This window comes from Pseudoalteromonas luteoviolacea NCIMB 1942, assembly GCF_001625595.1.
In the GTDB taxonomy this organism is placed as follows: Bacteria; Pseudomonadota; Gammaproteobacteria; order Enterobacterales; family Alteromonadaceae; genus Pseudoalteromonas; species Pseudoalteromonas luteoviolacea_A.
This window is the reverse complement of the sequence record NZ_AUXT01000147.1, coordinates 66,518-85,269: the sequence shown is the minus strand read 5'-3', so window position 1 is coordinate 85,269 and position 18,752 is coordinate 66,518. Positions and strand designations below refer to the sequence as shown.

The window sequence follows — 18,752 nt, the reverse complement described above, 5'->3', positions numbered from 1 at the left end:
TCTATGAACTTATCTCAAATTCGCCGCCAATTTCCTGCATTGATGCAGGAAATCTCCGGACAAGCACCGATGTTTTTAGATGGCCCTGGTGGTTCACAAGTACCTCAGTCAGTGTTGAGTGCAATGTCAACTTACCTAGGTTACTTTAATTCCAACTTAGGCGGTGCATTCTTCTCTAGCGATAAAACCGTAGAGTTAATGGGTCAAGCTAGAGAATCGGTGGCACAGTTACTAAATGCGCCAAGCAGCGATCAAATCGTATTTGGTGCTAACATGACGAGCCTAACTTTTAGCTTTAGCCGTGCAATATCTAGAGGTTGGCAGCCTACAGATGAAGTGATCGTGACCAATGCCGATCATTACTCAAACGTTTCATCATGGCGTCAAGCTGCTGAAGATAAAGGTGCCAGTGTGCATGCTGTGCGTATCAATGAAGCTGACTGCACTTTAGATTTAGATCACTATACTGAGTTACTAAACAGCAATACAAAGTTAGTTGCTGTAACCTACGCATCCAATACCACAGGGTCTATCAATAACATTAAGAAAATCGTCGAGATGGCACATCAAGTTGGTGCGCTCGTCTATGTAGATGCAGTTCACTTTGCCCCTCATGAGTTGATTGATGTACAAGCTTTAGATTGCGACTTTTTAGCTTGCTCAGCATATAAGTTCTTTGGCCCGCATGTGGGTATTGTTTATGGTAAGCGTGCACACCTAGAAGGTTTCACTCCATACAAAGTAGAGCCCGCGAAAGATGTGATCCCAGGACGTTGGGAAACTGGCACTCAAAGCTTTGAAGGGCTTGCAGGTGTCATCGCTGCGATTGATTACATTGCCTCTTTGAGTGAATTACCAAAATCGGAGCTTCTGAGAGCCCGCCTTGAACAAGCATTTGCAAACTCAAAGGCGCATGAAATGGCGCTAAGTCAGCACTTTTTGACTAAGTTGGCTCAGTTTCCCCAAATTAAACTCTATGGCATCGATGATGTGGCAAGAGTTTCTGAGCGTACGCCGACGTTTGCGTTGACTTTTGATGGCCTTGAGCCGCGTAAAGTATCTGAGTTTTTAGGCCAGCAACATGTGTGTGTTTGGGACGGCAACTTTTATGCGCAAGGTCTATGTGAACAGCTGGGCGTTATGGATAAAGGCGGTGTCGTTCGCATTGGCTGTATGCACTATAACACCATCGAAGAACTCGATAGGCTTTTCGACTTATTTAGCGAATTGCTAAACTAGCAAAAAGGGTGCGTTCGCACCCTTTTAAATCCACCTCTTCTGCCTGATTTTTGTACAGCAAAACATTTTACTATCTCATAGAACTATGTGTGTTTGTAATGAAATAATGTACAGACACAAAGCGTTGATTTTCAAACGTGTTGATGGTTAATTATTAAGCAGGTTGCAATAGCCAGCCTGTGTGAAATAGATCAACATAAAAAGGAAATAACGATGAAAGTCGCACTTAAGAAACATTCAGTTAAGCAATTAACCACTAACAATAAAACGCTAAATCATGACCAAACCCCACAAGTTGCTGGTGGTATGTATGCGAGCTCTCCTCACGTACCTGGTTGTATCTCTTACAATGGCATCACGTGTATGTCTATGTATAACTGCTAAGCGTTTGGTAGACTACAGAGTAACTAGGTGCTCTGTAGCCTTTAAGTTGTCTAAAACTGCTCTTCGATATAATGATTGAGTTTGTGAATACGTTCACTCATACCTGCAATGATTTTATCTTTGATTTTTTCTCTAATAATAGCAGGTAATTTAGTCAAGGCTTCAGAGGTAATTGCTAATACGATGGTATCTGACACAGCTTGCGCACTGGTGCTGCGTTCACGATGACATATAAATGCGCCTTCACCAACAAACTCACCTGGCCCAACATGGCCGATATCAACATGACTTTTTTCAGAAAAGATGCGTAACTCACCACTTAATATGATATATAGGCGATTATCTTGCTCAAATCTTTTAAATGCATACTTACCTTGGCCAATCAAATAAAGGTGACTAAAAGATTCTAATAAAACTTGCCGTTCGGCAAGAGAGAACTCTTTAAAAAAATCAAGCCGATTAATGATTTCCAATTGTTTAATGGTGGTAATATTTTCTAACAGCTTCATGGTCAGCCAAATATTTAGTCTTTTTCTAGCATATTGCGCTCTTTCAGTTTGCGGGTCAATGTATTACGCCCCCAACCTATTTTTAGTGCAGCATCTTGTTTATGTCCATGACACGCTGCAAGTGCAGATTTGATTAAGCGTGTTTCGAGTTTTGCTTGTATCTGGGGCCAAATGTGTTCTTCACCTTGGCGCAATTGTTGGTCAAGCCATTGTTGAAATGCGTCAAGCCAATCATGGCTAGTCGCAGTATCGGCTATCTCAGGAGGTTGGGAGAGCTCTGGTGGAAGATCTTGTGGGCCAACCATGTCACCCGGCGCCATGACTGTTAACCAACGACAGGTATTCTCTAGCTGTCTTACATTGCCAGGCCAGCCAAATGCACACAGTTGAGTGAGCGCGGCTTCGGTGAGCACTTTACTCGGAACTTTGAGTTCTTTGGCGCTTTTAGCTAAAAAGTATTGTGCCAGTTTGCCAATATCAACACTGCGTTCCCTGAGCGGGGGAATGCGCAATCGGACAACATTAAGGCGATGAAACAAGTCTTCACGAAATTTTCCTTCGCTGACCAGTTGCTCTAAATCTTGGTGGGTGGCCGCTAAGATCCGCACATCTACTTTGATACTTTGGTGGCCACCGACGCGATAAAACTCACCATCGGCTAATACCCGTAGCAAACGAGTTTGCACATCGAGGGGCATGTCACCAATTTCATCTAGGAATAATGTGCCACTATTGGCTTGTTCAAAGCGGCCTCGTCTTACACTATCAGCGCCTGTAAATGCCCCTTTCTCGTGGCCAAACAATTCAGATTCAACTAGATCTTTAGGGATAGCAGCCATATTTAAGGCAATAAAAGTATTGTCTTTACGGGGGCTGTGATTATGCAAGGCACCAGCAACCAGTTCTTTACCTGTTCCAGACTCACCATTGATTAATACGCTCATGCTTGAAGCCGACAGCTTACCTATGGCTCTGAACACTTCTTGCATTGCCGGCGCTTCGCCAATGATATCTGGGCTGTTAGAGACTGAATCGACCTGCTTGGCTTTGACATTTTGCTGCGCGGCGCGGTAGGCTCTGTCGGCTAGCGAAGTCGCTTCGTCCAAGTCAAAAGGTTTGGCAAGGTACTCAAATGCCCCTTTTTGAAAAGCATTAACAGCTGAGTCTAAATCGGAATGTGCTGTCATGATAATTACTGGTAAAGCAGGGTAGAGTTCATTCACTTCTTCAAGCAATGCCATGCCATCAATGCCTGGCATACGGACGTCCGACATTAATACTGAGGGTTGGTCGTATTCGAGCGCCGTCAATACGTCTTGGCCATTTGCAAAGCTTTCTGTTGTAAATCCAGATCTAGATAACGCTTTTTCTAGTACAAAGCGAATTGACGCATCATCATCAACTAACCAAACACTCTTCATTATTTGCTCCCTAGTTCGTCTTCAAAGGGTAAGTAAATACAAAACTCTGTGTGTCCAGGCCAACTATCACATTCAATAAAGCCTCGATGTTGCTCCACCAAAGTTTGTGCAATAGATAGTCCGAGGCCTGAACCTCCCTCTTTGTTTGTGACCATAGGATAAAAAAGAGTCGCCTTGAGTGACTCGTCTATCCCAGGTCCGTTGTCTGCAATTTTTATGAGCAAGGCTTTTCGTAACATTAGCTTGCCACGTCTTACACGATGACATATTCGTGTTGTTACACGGATTTCACCTTGCCCATTTAGCGCTTGTTGCGCGTTGCGCACTATATTGAGTACGACTTGTTGTATCTTTGCTTCATCAAGGCAAATATCAGGGATGCTCGGATCATAGTCTTTTCTCAGTAATACGGATTGATCAGACTCCAATGCACTGAGCTTTAAGATCGACTCCAGTACTTTGTGAATATTACAGTGCGTTTTTTTAGGTAATTCATTGGGACCTAAAAGCCTATCCACGAGCTCCCTAAGGCGATCGGCTTGAGCAATAATGAGCTGTGCACATTCATCGCGCTCTTGCTGATCAACCTCATACTGCAATAATTGCGCCGCTCCTCTGATCCCCCCCAAAGGGTTTTTAATTTCGTGGGCTAATCCGCGAATAAGATTACGAGCGGCTTGATATTGGTGAGCTTGGTTGAAGGCTTTATCAAAGCGCAACTCTTCATCAATGCGCCTGCACTCCAGCTGAATATAGTTTTGATTGTCAAAACTGAGCTTACGCGCAAATAGGCTAATTGTGCTGGCCCTATTATCAATAAACACCACGTCTACCTTGTGTTGCTGGCAATCTATACCATCATCCAACACATAGCGTTTAAGACGTTTAAGGTCGATTAAGTGGTGGTGAAAAATACTTTCAAACGGTTGAGCAATCAACCGCTTCTGGCCAAGGCCCAGCAGTTCACTGGCGCTATTATTGGCATAATGGATCCGTAAACCTTCATCTAGCAAAATGACGGATGTTGATAAGTTTTGCCAAAGTTCTTGCAGTATAGAGGGAGATGCTTGTTCCATAATGGGTCGCCTTGCACCAAGTTGGTGCATATTAATGTAACACAATCCTGTGTGAATGTTTATTTTGTTTATAAAGTCGTTCTTTTGTGCGTTGTGTTGTGTAATTGATACAACAAAACGTTTGGGTGGACTAATTATTTACAGAAGTTTTGTGCAAGTAAAAAATAGTTTCATCACTTTTTGTGACTACTTCACTCTTACCATTGAACACCATAAGTTGTAGTGAATGCTCGCCGCGAGGCACGTTTCGTAATGCGAAGGTGACGGTATGTTGTTTGGGACCTGTTGGTTTACCATCCAAATACAGTTGTACGGTAAAGTCTTTGGCAAATCTCGGCGTAATTTGACCACTGACATATACGCTGCCGGTGTTATCCCGCAAAGTTTGCTTATGATTAGGGGCTATAATCGCCGCTTTATAAGATTGTCCAGATGGAGGTTGTGAGGTGGTTAAAACCGACGTGTCGGTTGCAGGCATGGTTAAAAAGTTGGTGTTAATTTTGACTTCTTTGGCCCCTTTTCTTGGCGTGTCAGAATAGACCCAATTACCGTTTTGATCTTTCCAACGATAAACCTTTTTATCTGCATACACATCTGGGCAGACCAAACACAAAGCTATCAATAACCAAAGGCGAGCCACGGCAACCTCACTGAGTAAATTTTAAAAGTGTTAAAGAGCACTATCATTGTGTAATTTTTACAATAGTGCAACCACTAACGTCCACTCACTAACTGTAGTGTGTTTAGTACTGTTTTGCCATAAAAAAGCCCGCATTAAGCGGGCTTGAGAACACATATGATTTAAGAGCGCAGAATACACTTAAATAGCAGTAAACACTGCGCTTGGTAGCTGCCTACCACTGCTAACTGCTGGTATGTTTGAGCGATTAAACGCTGTAGTACATTTCAAACTCAACTGGGTGAGTTGTCATGTTTAATTTCTCAACTTCTTGAGACTTAAGTGCAATGTATGCATCTATTAAGTCATCAGTAAATACACCGCCCTGAGTTAAGAATTCACGGTCACCATCAAGTGATGACAATGCTTCTTCCAGTGATGCTGCTACAGTTGGGATTTCAGCTGCTTCTTCAGCAGGTAGATCGTAAAGATCTTTATCCATTGCATCGCCAGGGTGAATTTTGTTTTTGATACCGTCAAGGCCAGCCATTAGCATTGCAGAGAAAGCAAGGTAAGGGTTAGCTGTAGGGTCAGGGAAGCGTACTTCGATACGACGCGCTTTTTCTGACGGTACTACAGGAATACGGATTGAAGCAGAACGATTACGCGCAGAATATGCAAGCATAACTGGCGCTTCGAAACCAGGTACTAGGCGCTTGTATGAGTTTGTTGAAGCATTTGCGAAAGCATTGATTGCTTTAGCGTGCTTGATGATACCACCGATGTAGTAAAGTGCATCTTCAGATAGACCGCCATACTTGTCACCTGCAAAGATATTTTGACCATCTTTACCTAGTGATTGGTGACAGTGCATACCAGAACCGTTATCACCTACAACAGGCTTAGGCATGAATGTTGCTGTTTTACCATAATGGTGCGCCATATTGTGGATAACGTACTTCATCTCTTGGATTTCGTCCGCTTTAATAACCATAGTATTGAAGCGTGTAGCGATCTCGTTTTGACCTGCAGTTGCAACTTCGTGGTGATGCGCTTCAACAACTTGACCAAACTCTTCAAGGACTAGGCACGTTGCACTTCTCCAGTCTTGTGAAGAATCAACAGGTGCTACTGGGAAGTAACCACCTTTTACGCCAGGACGGTGCCCCGCATTGCCTTCGTCGTAGCTCTTGTCAGAGTTCCAAGATGCTTCTTCTGCATCTATTGAGTACATAGAGCCCGACATGTCAGTTTTGTACTTAACGTCGTCAAAAAGGAAGAACTCTGGCTCTGGACCGAATAGTACTGTGTCAGCGATTCCAGTAGAGCGCATGTAATCTTCAGCGCGCTTTGCAACAGAACGCGGGTCACGCTCATAGCCTTGCATTGTAGAAGGCTCAAGTACGTCACAACGTACGATCATAGTTGTTTCTTCTGCAAACGGGTCAAGCTTAACGGTGCTTGCATCTGGCATTAATACCATGTCAGATTCGTTAATGCCTTTCCAACCAGCGATTGATGAGCCATCGAACATTTTACCATCTTCAAAGAAGTCTTCATCGGCTTGATGATGTGGAATGGAAACGTGTTGCTCTTTACCTTTAGTGTCCGTGAAGCGTAAATCTACAAACTTTACTTCATTCTCTTTAATAAAATCTAAAACCGATTGTGACATGTGTCCTCCGACTCGATGGGTTATTTTTGCTGCAATAATTTGCTGTCTGCGCCCTATGTAGCGTGATCCATGCCAATTTTTTAAGTTGTTGTTATAATTGGTTTATTGTATTTATAAACGTATTGGACTGTGATATTGAACTAAAATAGTGCACCAATTTTGTGAGTGGTGCACCATGTTGGTGCGTCGCGTTAAGGGCCATATCAAACTTAGTCTCTATCACCAAATAAGCGAATTTTAGAGCTAAAAGAGCATGTGTTGGGTAAACCAGCCACCATAAATACCTGAAAACAACGTATTGGCAAGGAGGCGTTATAATCAGCTTGGCGAATGACGCCCCATGCAGATAGCAAAGTGATGCCGATGATTAAGCTCACGATGACCAGCATAGGTATGAGCCAGCCCCACAAGCTGAGTATATTCATAATGGGTAATGAAATAGCACCGAGGTAACCTGCAAATAACAAACTCGATGCAGCAACTGAAGCACTCATAAATGGCTGCATGTTTTCTTTTAGGACCAATTTGAGTATTGTTTGGGGGCCGCCAATGGACATTCTGATCCCCAATTCATAACGCCTAAAAGCAATGGAATAACTAAATAGGTGGCCAATGCGATAGCGACCAGCGATAACACAATGGTAAACATACTTGCTACACGCTGAGACTTGAGGTGCGCAGACAATATTTGTTCCGTAGTTTGCATATCGTATACTCGGATCTGTGGGTGAACCTGTGTCAGTAATGTGTTTATTTCTGGTCTAGATATTTGTGCGCTCGGCTTTGTTTGAGCAATTATCATTGGGTAAAAAGTATTAATCCTAGGGCGATAAACGTGTGCAATGGGCGCTTGATTGGGAAGATTTAGGTTACCCACGACGCCAATAACCGTAATTGGATCACTTGAGCTTCTTGCATAGAGCTTTGCATCTATTGGGTTTTGACCCCGATCTTTAAGGAGATCAGCCATAAATTCATTGATGATGACAACGGGCGTCGACTCTCTTGCTTCAGCATCCGTAAAATGCCGGCCTTGCTTTAGGGTGAGGCCAAATGTTTCGAAATACAGGCGTGTTCCCCACACCCGTTTATTGGCAATAATAGGCTTATCCCTACCCGGTTCTAACTGCATATGGCGCGTAGCAAACTCTTCCAGCCAATAAGACACTGTTGGGTAGCTGCCCACGCCGGCTCTGGCTACATCACTGCGCTGTACATCTGTATTAGCTTCTAATTTAGCAACAAGGTGCACTTGATTTGACGACATTGACCTGCGGGCTTCTGGCGTATCACGGCAATCATAGGGCAACCATACATCGGTATGTCAAGTGGGTGTTGCCAGTATCGGCTCGGCAAAGTGCTCTGCGGTCACACCGATGATGGCAAAATTTACCCCTTTAAAAGCAACTGATTTGTTGAGTACATAGGGCTGCCATTAAAATACTTTGGCCAAATATCATAAGAAATTACAGCAATAGGTTGGTTGCTATTCATGCCTTCGTGCTCGTTGATGTGATGGCCAAGTGCTAGTGGCACGTCGATTATTTGCATAAACTCGGGTGTAATTGCACCCATGTTGAATGTCGGACTGTTTGGCAAGCTTTGCTCAACATCAATATTGATATTGTGTAATGCCATTGTTTCGATGCCTTGATGCTGCGCTTTGTACGCTTCAATGAACCCAAAATGGTACGAATTTTGCGCGCTTGACCTGACCATCCAATAACAGTTGCCCTTTACTATAACTAGGCTATTTTGCTCTTAAATAGGATTTTCTTGATAGGCTTTTATATAACTACGTCCATATGAATCTTAGTTTCGTGCTGATGATGTATGAGTTGGAGCAAGTCACATACCAAAATTTAAGTTTTTGATTTTAATTGTGTCATAAACTGCTGCATGACAGCACTTTGCCACACAGGCAGCTCGCTCGCAGGGGTCAATGCTTGTTTCAAAGCTGAATTGCTTTTGGCAAGCCCTGTGATTCTAAGTTGTTGTTGAACAATTTGTTCAAGGCGCTGATTTTGCCATGGCTTTTCGATAAAGTCAGAGGCACCCAACTGCATAGCTTGAATAATAAGATCGGTGTTTGACCACGCGGTCATGGCGATGACTGGAATATTTAAATTACGCTTATTGAGCTGCCTAAGAAAGCGTACTCCTTCTTCACCAGATGTTGAGGCGAGATCAAAGTTGATATCGAGTAGGATCAGCGCCGGTTGGGTATGGGCTAGAAATTCAACGGCTTGTACGGGGTTTTCTACTTCTTGGATTTGCTAGCCAAAGTCCTCCAATACAAAGCGTGCAGCTAAGCGGACTTCTCAATTGTCTTCAACAATCAAAATCAGCGACTGTGTCGTCATTATCTATCCTTTGTTTATTTGCTTACCGATTGTGCCACCGGTTTATGTTGAGTTTAGTATTTATAAAAGGAACATAAAATATTAGTTTAAGCGCCTCTTTTTCGATGTCAAATGGAGAGAAAAACGGGCAAATCGACAAAAAATCACTGGATAAACTTTCATCTGTCACATTATTAGGGGATAATACGCGACCTTTAATAGTGGAACGGTATCTTAGGCGCGCAAAATTGCGTGGATCGACTAGGATCACTGAAGGCCAACTTCTCTGAGTAACAGTAATGAGCATTGAAAAGTTAAGAAATATTGCGATTATCGCACACGTTGACCATGGTAAAACTACCCTAGTCGATAAGTTGCTAGAACAATCTGGCACATTAGAGACACGCGGTGGCAACGAAGAGCGTGTAATGGATTCAAATGATATTGAAAAAGAGCGTGGCATCACAATCTTGGCGAAAAACACCGCCATTGAGTGGAACGACTACCACATCAATATCGTAGACACCCCGGGACACGCCGACTTTGGTGGTGAAGTAGAACGTGTACTATCAATGGTTGACTCTGTACTACTACTGGTTGATGCACAAGAAGGCCCTATGCCACAAACGCGTTTCGTAACGCAAAAAGCATTCGCACTTGGCCTGAAGCCTATCGTTGTTATCAACAAGATCGATAAACCAGGCGCACGCCCTGATTGGGTAATGGATCAAGTATTCGACCTATTCGACAACTTAGGTGCAACAGACGAGCAGCTTGATTTCCAAGTTATCTACGCGTCAGCAATCAACGGTTGGGCAACGCTAGATCTAGACGAGCCTTCAGACAACATGCAGCCAATGTTTGAAGCGATTGTTGAGCAGGTAGAACAGCCAGACGCTGATCCAGCTGGCGACTTCCAAATGCAGATCTCTCAGCTGGACTACAACTCTTACATCGGTGTAATCGGTGTTGGTCGTATCAAGCGTGGTACTGTTAAGATCAATCAGCAGGTTACAATTGTAGGTGCTGATGGAAGCTCGCGTAACGGTAAAGTTGGTCAGGTACTGACTTATTTAGGTCTTGATCGTCATGAAGCGCAAGAAGCGCAAGCGGGTGACATCATCGCAATCACAGGTCTTGGCGAGCTGAAAATCTCAGATACGGTATGTGATGTAAATGCGGTTGAAGCACTACCTGCACTTTCTGTTGATGAGCCAACAGTAACAATGACATTCTCTGTTAACACGTCGCCATTCTCTGGCCAAGAAGGTAAGTTCGTGACATCACGTAACATCCTTGAACGTCTTCAAGCAGAACTTGTACACAACGTAGCACTACGTGTTGAAGAAACGGATAACCCAGATAGCTTCCGCGTATCTGGTCGTGGTGAACTTCACTTAGGTATCCTAATCGAAAACATGCGTCGTGAAGGCTATGAGCTTGCTGTATCTCGCCCTGAAGTAATTCTTCGTGAGGTAGATGGTCAGTTAGAAGAACCATACGAAACAGTTACCGTTGACGTTGAAGAAGAGAACCAAGGTTCTATCATGGAACAACTTGGCCTTCGTAAAGCAGAAATGACTGATATGGCACCAGATGGTAAAGGCCGTATTCGTATGGACTTCATGATGCCTTCTCGTGGCTTAATTGGTTTCCAGACTGATTTCATGACGCTGACGTCTGGTTCTGGTCTAATGTACCACACGTTTGATCACTACGGTCCACACAAGGGCGGTAACATTGGTCAACGTAAGAACGGTGTACTAATCGCGAACGCGGCAGGTAAAGCGTTGACTAACGCACTATTCAACCTACAGGACCGTGGTAAGTTATTCATCGGTCACGGTGTTGAAGTATACGAAGGTATGATCATCGGTATTCATGCTCGTGATAATGACTTAACAGTTAACGCGCTTAAAGGTAAGCAGTTAACGAACGTTCGTGCATCTGGTACAGATGAAGCGCAAAACCTTGTGCCACCTATCGTAATGACGCTTGAGCAAGCACTTGAGTTCATCGATGATGATGAGCTAGTAGAAGTAACGCCTGAGAGCATCCGTATTCGTAAGAAGCTATTGACTGAGAGTGAGCGCAAGCGCGCAAGCCGTCAAGCTAAAGGTTAATTACCAATACCATTGAAAAGCGCCGCGTTTATCGCGGCGTTTTTGTTTGTCTAGAATAATCCATACTCTTCAGTTTCGACGGGTTCATAGCCCTTTAAATGTTCAGGTCTAAATATGGCACTAGGATCTAGCACAAGGCTGTGATTATCTCCTTGTTTAATTAGCCCCTTCATCATTTTTTTTGTTTGTGGATCAATATCGAAACCGACATTAGTCATCTCGTGGAGTGGCTTAATATCCGATTCATTACAGTGGATATTGTCTTCTACTCTGTCTACCAACAGCCCAATATGTGGCTGTTGTCCATCTTCTGTGGTGAACACAATGATAGGTTTATGGTCTAAAATGATTTGATCTCGGGCAGACTCGAACAGTCGAATAAGTTTAGTAAAAGTGGTGAGTTTTTCTTTTTCTAGCGTCTCCAATGCCTGATCTTTTTTACCTTTACTACAAAGGTTGAATACTTCATCGGCAATGCTATGCAATCTATCATGAGGCCCTTCAAAGCGACTCAAAATGGCTTTTAGGTCTTCATTATCGGTTTTAAAGTTGTAAAACCATTTACCAAAATCTGTCTGCTTGGGATCTCTCGATTTGGTGAAAGGCACATCGTTGTGTACGCTTAATTCAAGTTCAGCAAGCCATGCTTTGTGATCTTGCTCTCTGAGCTGTAACAACTCAACGAGAGATTGATTGGTTTCGTATGAAGACTGGTTGTTTAAAATCAGTCCTAAATCAAATATTGGGGTCGGTGTACCCATGTAGTCTTTGACGCCGAGAAAGCTTGGGTTTTCATTGGGCAAAGAGGTTAAATTTCCTTCATACCGCTCCGTGAGCAAAATATCTAAAATTTTGAGTGATATTGTTTTTTTTCCTACTCTAAAGTTGATCAGATCCATGCTAGCCTCAAACATTATTTGCTTGTACTAAGCATAGATCAATATTTCAAATAAGACCTATAGACGGGGTGCTCTGCACTGCTTTTTTGTTGTTTAAATAGCGCTTGAATTGCTGGGTTGGTACTGCGCTCTTTTTTTATTGCTGGCACAATACACTTCGATAATGTCTCGACATCACAATGCTTTAATGCTTCAACAAAGACATAGGCGTTTACAAATCCTTCAAAGGTTTGATAGCTAACCGTCCTTTTTTTGCCTTCGGAGAGCTTGCGATACAATACACATACTCGACCTTTGCAAGTTTTAGGGTCTGGCAGTATTTCTGTGACCATGACTTGAGCAGGTGCAATGATATTTTCAAATAGGGCGGCAGATGAGACAAATGACACGCTCGTATACGTGCCTCTGAATCCAGCGCGATATGCTTGATTAATAAATGCTGCTAACGGTTCATATGTGCCTATCATGGCGATGGCAGTTGTGTCAGTTAATAATATTTGGGTTAGGGCGCGGGCCACGTCGTTAGTATTACGGCGAAACCGTGCAGTCACAACGGGTTCGATATTTTTATCTCGCAACGCCTGCCTGTGGCTTTGTTCTAATGTGAGGCCAAATTCATCGGCTTGAATAAACAACGCTATTTTTTTATGTCCCAACTCATCGATAAGGTATTTGATTTGCTCTTCAGCCTCTTCTAAGTAGCTTGGTCTTAGCGTGTAGGTCGGAAATTGTGGGTTATTGTATAAAAAATTGGCACCAGTGTAAGGCATAAGAAAAGGAAGCTGGTGGCGCTTTAAAATGTCTTTGATCGAGTGGGCCGTTGGTGTTCCCATGTTGCCAATGAGGGCGTGAATTTTGTGGTGCTGTATCAAGTAATGGGTATTGTCGACGGTACGATTGGGCTCGTAGCCATCATCAAGTACCACGAGGTCCAATTTAGTCTTTTCATCAAGTACATGCTCATTCGCATACTCAAAGTAGAGTTGATGACCTCCCTTAAGCTGCATGCCAATGTGGCTGGCTGGCCCACTTAAAGCCACACTCATTCCGAGCTTTATACGTTCAGGTGTTTGCGCATATGTTACTGAGCTTAATAAAAATAATCCGCTAAATAGGGCGCTTTGTACTAGTGATTTCAGCATAAACTTCCGATAACAACTGTTGAAAAACAAGCTGTAATTGTTTCTTTGACTCTATTTTTAGTTCTGAGGCTAATTCTTTTGGCTGATGGCGCTGTAATAATAGTAGAATCAAACGCATTTGGGAAATGTTTATAAGTGCCGAAAGTAAGTTTGGTTGTGTCATGATCGCGTCGTACAGTAATGGCGCAATTTGTTGCTGTGTTGAGGGTTTGTTAGCTAGGTACGTCAATTGCCTCAGCGTAGTTTGCTTGAATTTACAAGATGGCAATGTACGACACAGCTCGTACACTAGTTTCCATGGCAGATCTAGGTATAGATCTGGTAGGTCAAAAAATAATTGGCTTTTAAACTGCGTCCGGATAGCAGGTATATTGAGAGGGGTGTCTTGATGTACCACCAGAACGGCAAACTCCCCACTAGATTTATCTTGCTTGTAACCCAACTTTACCGCCTCAAAGCCTAGCTTTTGCCAAAAGCGCAGCAGCTTTGCTTGGGCACCAAAACTGCTGCCAAAGTAGCTCACCTGATCGCGCAGTTGCTGCATAGTAAAACCAATAAGTGCTTGGCCGACCCCTTGTTGTTGGGCTGTTGGGGCAACTGCAATACGCACAATACGAGCACCTTTATGGGTTATAAAAGCGGTATCACCCTGTAATTGAGCCAGCTGTTGCGCCATCATGTGGCCGGCTGGACGGCGTGTGCCTAAGGCTATTTGCGTAGCCAGTGCTTCATCTAAGTTGCCTTCAATGTTCACTAAGCACACGCCAACTAAGTGATCTGCTTGTGTGGCAATAAACAGACGATTACTTGGGCTATCTAATAGTTGTCTTAAATCATTCACGGAGGTTTGATAGTGGGCTAACACTAGCAGTGCGAAAACCTGTCTTAACAGTGTTTCATCGTTGAGTAAATCAGCACGCGCTACAGACTGATATTGAATAGAAGTAGGCAGTATTTTAGATGGCGCGTCATATTCGCTATCAAGTGCAAACAACAAGCGCATTTGGTTTTCTAGAGGGTCATTATTCGCATAACGAATCGGTTCCTCTAAATGAAGCGATAAATAGTTAGGGTAATGCTTTTGTAAGTGGTTTTGAAAGCGTAACGTATAGCCTCGACCATTGCCCTCATAACCCACCAAGGTGCTGGCAAAGACCACTTTAGGGCTGCACGTCAACAGCTGCTTTAACATCGGTACTGGGATGGCAGCAGCCTCATCAATCAGCAGTATGTCTATGTCAGGTTGAGCAGCCAGCAATGTATCTGGTGGTATATAGGTCAGGTTGTGCAGACTATTTTGTTGCATGCTGGGCTCCGGTATACCAAGCTCAATGGCCAAGTGTTTAAAGCTATTTTGTACGGCGCGTCGCTGTTGCGCGCAGATCACAATGTTTTGCTTTTTATAATGGGCCGCAATAAGTCCAAGTACGGTTGATTTCCCACGACCTCGGTCGGCACTGAGTAATACTGGTGCAGCTGTTTTATGTGAGAGCCACTTGATAATGCTTGCCAGTGAGTGTGCTTGTGGTGCCAAGTTTAGAGAAGTAGGTGGCGCGATATAGTGTTCAGGCAAGTCATTGTTTGCCTGTTCACTGATGAGCCAAACCTGGTGCTGTGTAATTAATTTAGCCAATCGTACCAAGAAAGGGCTAGAAGACGGTGTTTCTCCTTCCGAGAGCCACTTTTCTAGGGCAGGGTCGCACCATTGCTTTAGCGTGTCTAGTACTGGGAGAAGCAAGATGAGCAATCCGCCAGCTTGCACAGTCCCTGCTGCGGCAGTAAGTTTATTGGGAACAATACCACTGTAGCCGTCGTAGCAGACAAATTGGAATTCTTGGCCGAGTATTTGATGTAAATGTTGAGGCCAAATTGCTTGCTCAAATTGAGCATCATTACTCAATGCGAGTGCATTATTGTCACGTATGATTGCTTTATATTGTGCGATACCCCATTTGCGGCTACCGCACAGTAGCAATATCTGACGATGTCTCGCTTGTTTTAGTTCGCCAAGCAGCGTAGGTAAATTAGATAGCTTGGAGTCTTGCATAAGCCGTGACTAGCCACTTAGTGCCGACATCATCAAAGTTTACTTGAATACGAGATTGAGCACCATTGCCTTCATAGTTCAGTACCGTGCCCGCGCCAAACTTAGCGTGTAAGACGCGTTGGCCCAAATTGAAACCGCTGTCCTCAAACGCGGCATGGCTCACTGATGCGCTGAAACGGTTTGTGCTAGCTGGTCGAGATACTTGCGTTTTGATGCGGATCTCTTCAGTGCACTCTTCTGGCAATTCTCGCAAAAAGCGTGAAGGGCTGTGGTACTTTTCTTGGCCATATAAGCGGCGACTTTCAGCATGGCTGATATATAATTTTTGCATCGCGCGTGTCATGCCAACATAACAAAGGCGACGTTCTTCTTCTAATCGGCCAGACTCTTCATGGCTCTGCTGAGATGGGAACATACCTTCCTCTACACCAACCATAAACACTAATGGAAATTCCAAACCTTTTGCCGAGTGTAATGTCATCATTTGCACTGCATCTTCGTGCTCGTCAGCTTGTCCTTCACCTGCCTCTAAAGAGGTATAGGCTAAGAAGCCTTGCAGCGGCGAGGTAAACTCTTCTTCCACCGGTAACTCGAACTGTCCACAGGCATTGATCAATTCTTCTAAGTTTTCTACGCGGGCGCGACCTTTTTCACCTTTTTCAGCTTGATACATGGCCAACAGCCCTGAGTATTCAATGGTTGTTTTTGCTTGTTCAGCGAGTACCAGCTCTACGAGCTTCTCATCAAGTTGTTCGATTAATTCAATAAAGCGTGTAACAGCTGTCGCTGCGCGACCAGCTAGGTGCTGCTGTTCGATGACTGCTTTTGCAGCATACCACAGTGGCAAAGACTCGTTACGTGCACAGTCACGGATATGGCTGAGCGTTTTGTCACCAATACCGCGCGCAGGGGTATTAATCACTCGCTCAAATGCGGCGTCATCATTGCGGTTACTTATGAGACGCAAGTAAGAGAGAGCGTCTTTAATTTCTTGACGCTCGAAGAAGCGCATGCCGCCATAGATGCGGTACTTAAGCCCTTCTTGTAGCAAAGCCTCTTCCAAAACACGAGATTGCGCATTATTACGATATAAGATCGCACAGTCGGTCAGTGCATTGCCATCTTGCAACCAAGATTTAATTTTACCAACGGTAAAGCGTGCCTCATCCAACTCATTGAAAGCCGCGTAGATGGAAATAGATTCACCCTGGTTACCTTCGGTCCAAAGGCTCTTACCCATGCGTTCAGAGTTGTTTTGGATTAAGGCGTTAGACGCTTTCAAAATAGTCGCGGTTGAACGGTAGTTTTGTTCTAGACGAATTGTATCGGCATCAAAGTCTTGCAAGAAACGTTTAATATTTTCAATTTTTGCGCCGCGCCAGCCGTAAATACTTTGGTCATCATCGCCGACAATCATGATGTTATTTTCGCCGCCAGCGAGCAAGCGCAACCACAGATATTGGATGCTGTTAGTATCCTGAAATTCGTCTACCAACATGTGTCTAAAGCGCTGTTGATAATGACGGAGCAAAGTAGGCTGCTGCTGCAATAATTCGTAGCAACGAAGTAATATTTCGGCGAAGTCGACTAGGCCGGCCCTGTCACAGGCTTCTTGATATGCAGTATAGACGTTGAGCATGAGTTGCTCAGTGGCGTCATAGGCTTGGATATCTTTAGGGCGTAACCCTTCGTCCTTACGCGCGCTGATATACCAGCTGAGTTGCTTGGCAGGCCACTTCTTTTCATCAATGTTCATCGCTTTGAGTAGGCGTCTGATCATGCGCTGTTGATCATCAGAATCTAGGATCTGGAAAGATTCTGGCAAATTTGCTTCTCTGTGATGGGCGCGTAATATGCGGTGCGATAACCCATGGAAGGTGCCTATCCACATGCCTCCAACGGGACTTTGTAATGTTTCTTCGACACGTGTACGCATCTCTTTGGCGGCTTTATTGGTAAAAGTCACAGCAAAGATACTATAGGGGGAAGCGTGCTCAACTTGCATCAACCAAGCGATACGGTGTACTAACACTCGAGTTTTACCAGAGCCCGCGCCCGCGAGAATGAGCATGTTACTAAGCGGTGCAGCAACCGCTTCTCTCTGCTTGTCATTCAAGCCGTCAAGTAATTCAGATACGTCCATCTTTGCGCCTATTTCGAAAAGTGAGGGCAAAGTATACCTAGCGTAGCATTTAAAGCCCAGTTTTTGGAGAGAGTTTCAACATGTTAAAAAGTTAGTATATTGAAAGTAAAGTATATTTATTTTCTTGGTTACTGTCTTTTTATACAGTCCATTAGCCCAGAATCTGTTTGAGTCGCTTTTGCATTTCTTGTACTAGCAAATCTGGCTGAAACTTAGATAAAAATGCATTACAGCCGACTTTTTCAACCATCGCTTGGTTAAAGCTGCCACTTAAGGAAGTATTCAATATGACGTATAGGTCTTTGAGACGCTCATCATTGCGAATTTCATATGTGAGTCTATAGCCATCCATCACAGGCATTTCAGCGTCTGTGATCACGGCCATCAACTCATTGTTCACGTCTATGCCTTCATCAACCCAATGTTTAAGTAGATTGAGTGCTTCTTGACCATCTGTAGCAGGTATGATTTCAATGCCAATTTGAGCAAGGGTATCTGAGACTTGGCGACGGGCCGTAGCCGAGTCATCAGCATGGAGGATTTTGCGCCCTTGAAACTGTGCTAAGATGCTTTCGTCTAGTACGCCGTCAGGGATCTCCACGTCATAATCGATAATCTCAGCCAGTACTTTTTCAACATCAATGATCTCAACGATATGTTCAGTGCCATCACGCTGGATTTTTGTTAAAGCTGTTAAGTAGTGATTGCGCCCGACGGATTTTGGCGTGGGCATAATATCTGACCACGTTGTATTGACGATGTGATCGACTTTACCTACTAAAAATGCTTGAACGGTACGGTTGTATTCGGTGATCACTAAGTTGCTGTCGCTGTCGTATTCAGTATCAGGCATGCAAATAGCTTGTCTAAGATCGATAACAGGGATCGATTCGCCTCGAATATTAGTAACCCCCGCGATTTTTGGGTGGGCGTTAGGCATCTTATTGAGATGTGGTAGCTTAACGACTTCTTTGACTTTAAATACGTTGAGTGCAAATAAGTGTCTACTGTGTAAATGAAATAGCAACAATTCTAATCGATTTTCACCCACCAACTGTGTGCGTTGGTCGACTGAAGCTAATACGCCCGCCATATATTCACCTCATACTATTGCTTCTTTCCAAAGTATACAC

At 43.9% G+C, this 18,752-nt stretch carries 17 protein-coding genes; 3 read left to right on the top strand and 14 right to left on the bottom strand.

Translation table 11 applies throughout. The annotated features are described in order from the left end of the window. The first annotated feature begins 3 nt into the window (after positions 1 to 3). Both N482_RS08820 and N482_RS24790 read left to right on the top strand, forming a co-directional pair. Positions 4 to 1,239 (top strand): cysteine desulfurase-like protein, encoded by a 1,236-nt coding sequence (locus tag N482_RS08820; RefSeq protein WP_063376686.1) that lies wholly within the window; start codon positions 4 to 6, stop codon positions 1,237 to 1,239. Between the two features lie 213 nt (positions 1,240 to 1,452). Further along, positions 1,453 to 1,623 (top strand): hypothetical protein, encoded by a 171-nt coding sequence (locus N482_RS24790; protein ID WP_155730548.1) that lies wholly within the window; start codon positions 1,453 to 1,455, stop codon positions 1,621 to 1,623. 50 nt (positions 1,624 to 1,673) lie between these two features. Here N482_RS24790 and N482_RS08815 read toward each other — a convergent pair whose 3' ends face one another. From N482_RS08815 to N482_RS24270, 9 genes are all read right to left on the bottom strand, one after another. After that, the gene (locus N482_RS08815; protein ID WP_063376685.1) at positions 1,674 to 2,132 is read right to left on the bottom strand and encodes a cyclic nucleotide-binding domain-containing protein; all 459 of its coding nucleotides are present in this window, start codon (positions 2,130 to 2,132) and stop codon (positions 1,674 to 1,676) included. A gap of 14 nt (positions 2,133 to 2,146) precedes the next feature. Then, positions 2,147 to 3,553: a nitrogen regulation protein NR(I) gene (gene glnG, locus N482_RS08810; RefSeq protein WP_063376684.1), complete on the bottom strand. Its 1,407-nt coding sequence runs from the start codon at positions 3,551 to 3,553 to the stop codon at positions 2,147 to 2,149. After that, the gene (gene glnL / locus N482_RS08805; protein ID WP_063376683.1) at positions 3,553 to 4,629 is read right to left on the bottom strand and encodes a nitrogen regulation protein NR(II); all 1,077 of its coding nucleotides are present in this window, start codon (positions 4,627 to 4,629) and stop codon (positions 3,553 to 3,555) included. The genes glnG and glnL overlap by 1 nt, the downstream gene beginning before the upstream one ends. A gap of 130 nt (positions 4,630 to 4,759) precedes the next feature. Continuing rightward, positions 4,760 to 5,269, bottom strand: coding sequence for a DUF4124 domain-containing protein (locus N482_RS08800; protein ID WP_063376682.1), 510 nt, complete (start codon positions 5,267 to 5,269; stop codon positions 4,760 to 4,762). 247 nt (positions 5,270 to 5,516) lie between these two features. Then, positions 5,517 to 6,923: a glutamate--ammonia ligase gene (gene glnA, locus N482_RS08795; protein WP_063376681.1), complete on the bottom strand. Its 1,407-nt coding sequence runs from the start codon at positions 6,921 to 6,923 to the stop codon at positions 5,517 to 5,519. 209 nt (positions 6,924 to 7,132) lie between these two features. Next, positions 7,133 to 7,417, bottom strand: coding sequence for a hypothetical protein (locus N482_RS08790; RefSeq protein WP_155730547.1), 285 nt, complete (start codon positions 7,415 to 7,417; stop codon positions 7,133 to 7,135). Positions 7,418 to 7,437: 20 nt separating this feature from the next. Then, a complete protein-coding gene (locus tag N482_RS08785) occupies positions 7,438 to 8,190 on the bottom strand; it encodes an ABC transporter permease (protein WP_063376679.1) in 753 nt (250 codons plus the stop codon). Between the two features lie 122 nt (positions 8,191 to 8,312). Beyond that, positions 8,313 to 8,642, bottom strand: a complete 330-nt coding sequence (locus tag N482_RS08780) for an ABC transporter permease (RefSeq protein ID WP_063376678.1) — start codon at positions 8,640 to 8,642, stop codon at positions 8,313 to 8,315. Between the two features lie 143 nt (positions 8,643 to 8,785). Then, entirely contained in the window at positions 8,786 to 9,196 is a 411-nt protein-coding gene (locus N482_RS24270; protein ID WP_081227842.1) for a response regulator, read from the bottom strand. Positions 9,197 to 9,564: 368 nt separating this feature from the next. Between N482_RS24270 and typA the strand changes: the two genes are divergently transcribed. Beyond that, the gene (gene typA / locus N482_RS08770) at positions 9,565 to 11,388 is read left to right on the top strand and encodes a translational GTPase TypA (RefSeq protein ID WP_063376676.1); all 1,824 of its coding nucleotides are present in this window, start codon (positions 9,565 to 9,567) and stop codon (positions 11,386 to 11,388) included. 50 nt (positions 11,389 to 11,438) lie between these two features. Here the strand turns inward: typA and N482_RS08765 are convergent, their stop codons facing one another. The 5 genes from N482_RS08765 to N482_RS08745 form a co-directional block, all read right to left on the bottom strand. Further along, positions 11,439 to 12,287 carry a chemotaxis protein CheW gene (locus N482_RS08765; RefSeq protein ID WP_063376675.1) on the bottom strand — a complete coding sequence of 283 codons (849 nt, stop codon included), beginning with the start codon at positions 12,285 to 12,287 and terminating at the stop codon, positions 11,439 to 11,441. Between the two features lie 38 nt (positions 12,288 to 12,325). Next, on the bottom strand, positions 12,326 to 13,429 hold the full coding sequence (locus N482_RS08760) for an ABC transporter substrate-binding protein (RefSeq protein WP_063376674.1): 1,104 nt from the start codon (positions 13,427 to 13,429) through the stop codon (positions 12,326 to 12,328). Next, positions 13,395 to 15,476 carry a GNAT family N-acetyltransferase gene (locus N482_RS08755; protein WP_063376673.1) on the bottom strand — a complete coding sequence of 694 codons (2,082 nt, stop codon included), beginning with the start codon at positions 15,474 to 15,476 and terminating at the stop codon, positions 13,395 to 13,397. The genes N482_RS08760 and N482_RS08755 overlap by 35 nt, the downstream gene beginning before the upstream one ends. Then, positions 15,454 to 17,619 carry a DNA helicase II gene (uvrD, locus tag N482_RS08750; protein ID WP_063376672.1) on the bottom strand — a complete coding sequence of 722 codons (2,166 nt, stop codon included), beginning with the start codon at positions 17,617 to 17,619 and terminating at the stop codon, positions 15,454 to 15,456. The genes N482_RS08755 and uvrD overlap by 23 nt, the downstream gene beginning before the upstream one ends. A gap of 151 nt (positions 17,620 to 17,770) precedes the next feature. Beyond that, positions 17,771 to 18,712, bottom strand: coding sequence for a chemotaxis protein CheV (locus tag N482_RS08745; protein WP_063376671.1), 942 nt, complete (start codon positions 18,710 to 18,712; stop codon positions 17,771 to 17,773). Positions 18,713 to 18,752 lie beyond the last annotated feature (40 nt).

Bases quoted from the DNA above. Each gene is read 5' to 3' on its own strand.
- uvrD (WP_063376672.1), bottom strand. From the start codon at position 17,619: ATGGACGTATCTGAATTACTTGACGGCTTGAATGACAAGCAGAGAGAA.
- glnG (WP_063376684.1), bottom strand. From the start codon at position 3,553: ATGAAGAGTGTTTGGTTAGTTGATGATGATGCGTCAATTCGCTTTGTA.
- N482_RS08780 (WP_063376678.1), bottom strand. From the start codon at position 8,642: ATGGTCAGGTCAAGCGCGCAAAATTCGTACCATTTTGGGTTCATTGAA.
- glnL (WP_063376683.1), bottom strand. From the start codon at position 4,629: ATGGAACAAGCATCTCCCTCTATACTGCAAGAACTTTGGCAAAACTTA.
- N482_RS08760 (WP_063376674.1), bottom strand. From the start codon at position 13,429: ATGCTGAAATCACTAGTACAAAGCGCCCTATTTAGCGGATTATTTTTA.
- N482_RS08820 (WP_063376686.1), top strand. From the start codon at position 4: ATGAACTTATCTCAAATTCGCCGCCAATTTCCTGCATTGATGCAGGAA.
- N482_RS08765 (WP_063376675.1), bottom strand. From the start codon at position 12,287: ATGGATCTGATCAACTTTAGAGTAGGAAAAAAAACAATATCACTCAAA.
- N482_RS08790 (WP_155730547.1), bottom strand. From the start codon at position 7,417: ATGAGTGCTTCAGTTGCTGCATCGAGTTTGTTATTTGCAGGTTACCTC.
- N482_RS08745 (WP_063376671.1), bottom strand. From the start codon at position 18,712: ATGGCGGGCGTATTAGCTTCAGTCGACCAACGCACACAGTTGGTGGGT.
- N482_RS08815 (WP_063376685.1), bottom strand. From the start codon at position 2,132: ATGAAGCTGTTAGAAAATATTACCACCATTAAACAATTGGAAATCATT.
- typA (WP_063376676.1), top strand. From the start codon at position 9,565: ATGAGCATTGAAAAGTTAAGAAATATTGCGATTATCGCACACGTTGAC.
- glnA (WP_063376681.1), bottom strand. From the start codon at position 6,923: ATGTCACAATCGGTTTTAGATTTTATTAAAGAGAATGAAGTAAAGTTT.
- N482_RS24790 (WP_155730548.1), top strand. From the start codon at position 1,453: ATGAAAGTCGCACTTAAGAAACATTCAGTTAAGCAATTAACCACTAAC.
- N482_RS08755 (WP_063376673.1), bottom strand. From the start codon at position 15,476: ATGCAAGACTCCAAGCTATCTAATTTACCTACGCTGCTTGGCGAACTA.
- N482_RS08785 (WP_063376679.1), bottom strand. From the start codon at position 8,190: ATGTCGTCAAATCAAGTGCACCTTGTTGCTAAATTAGAAGCTAATACA.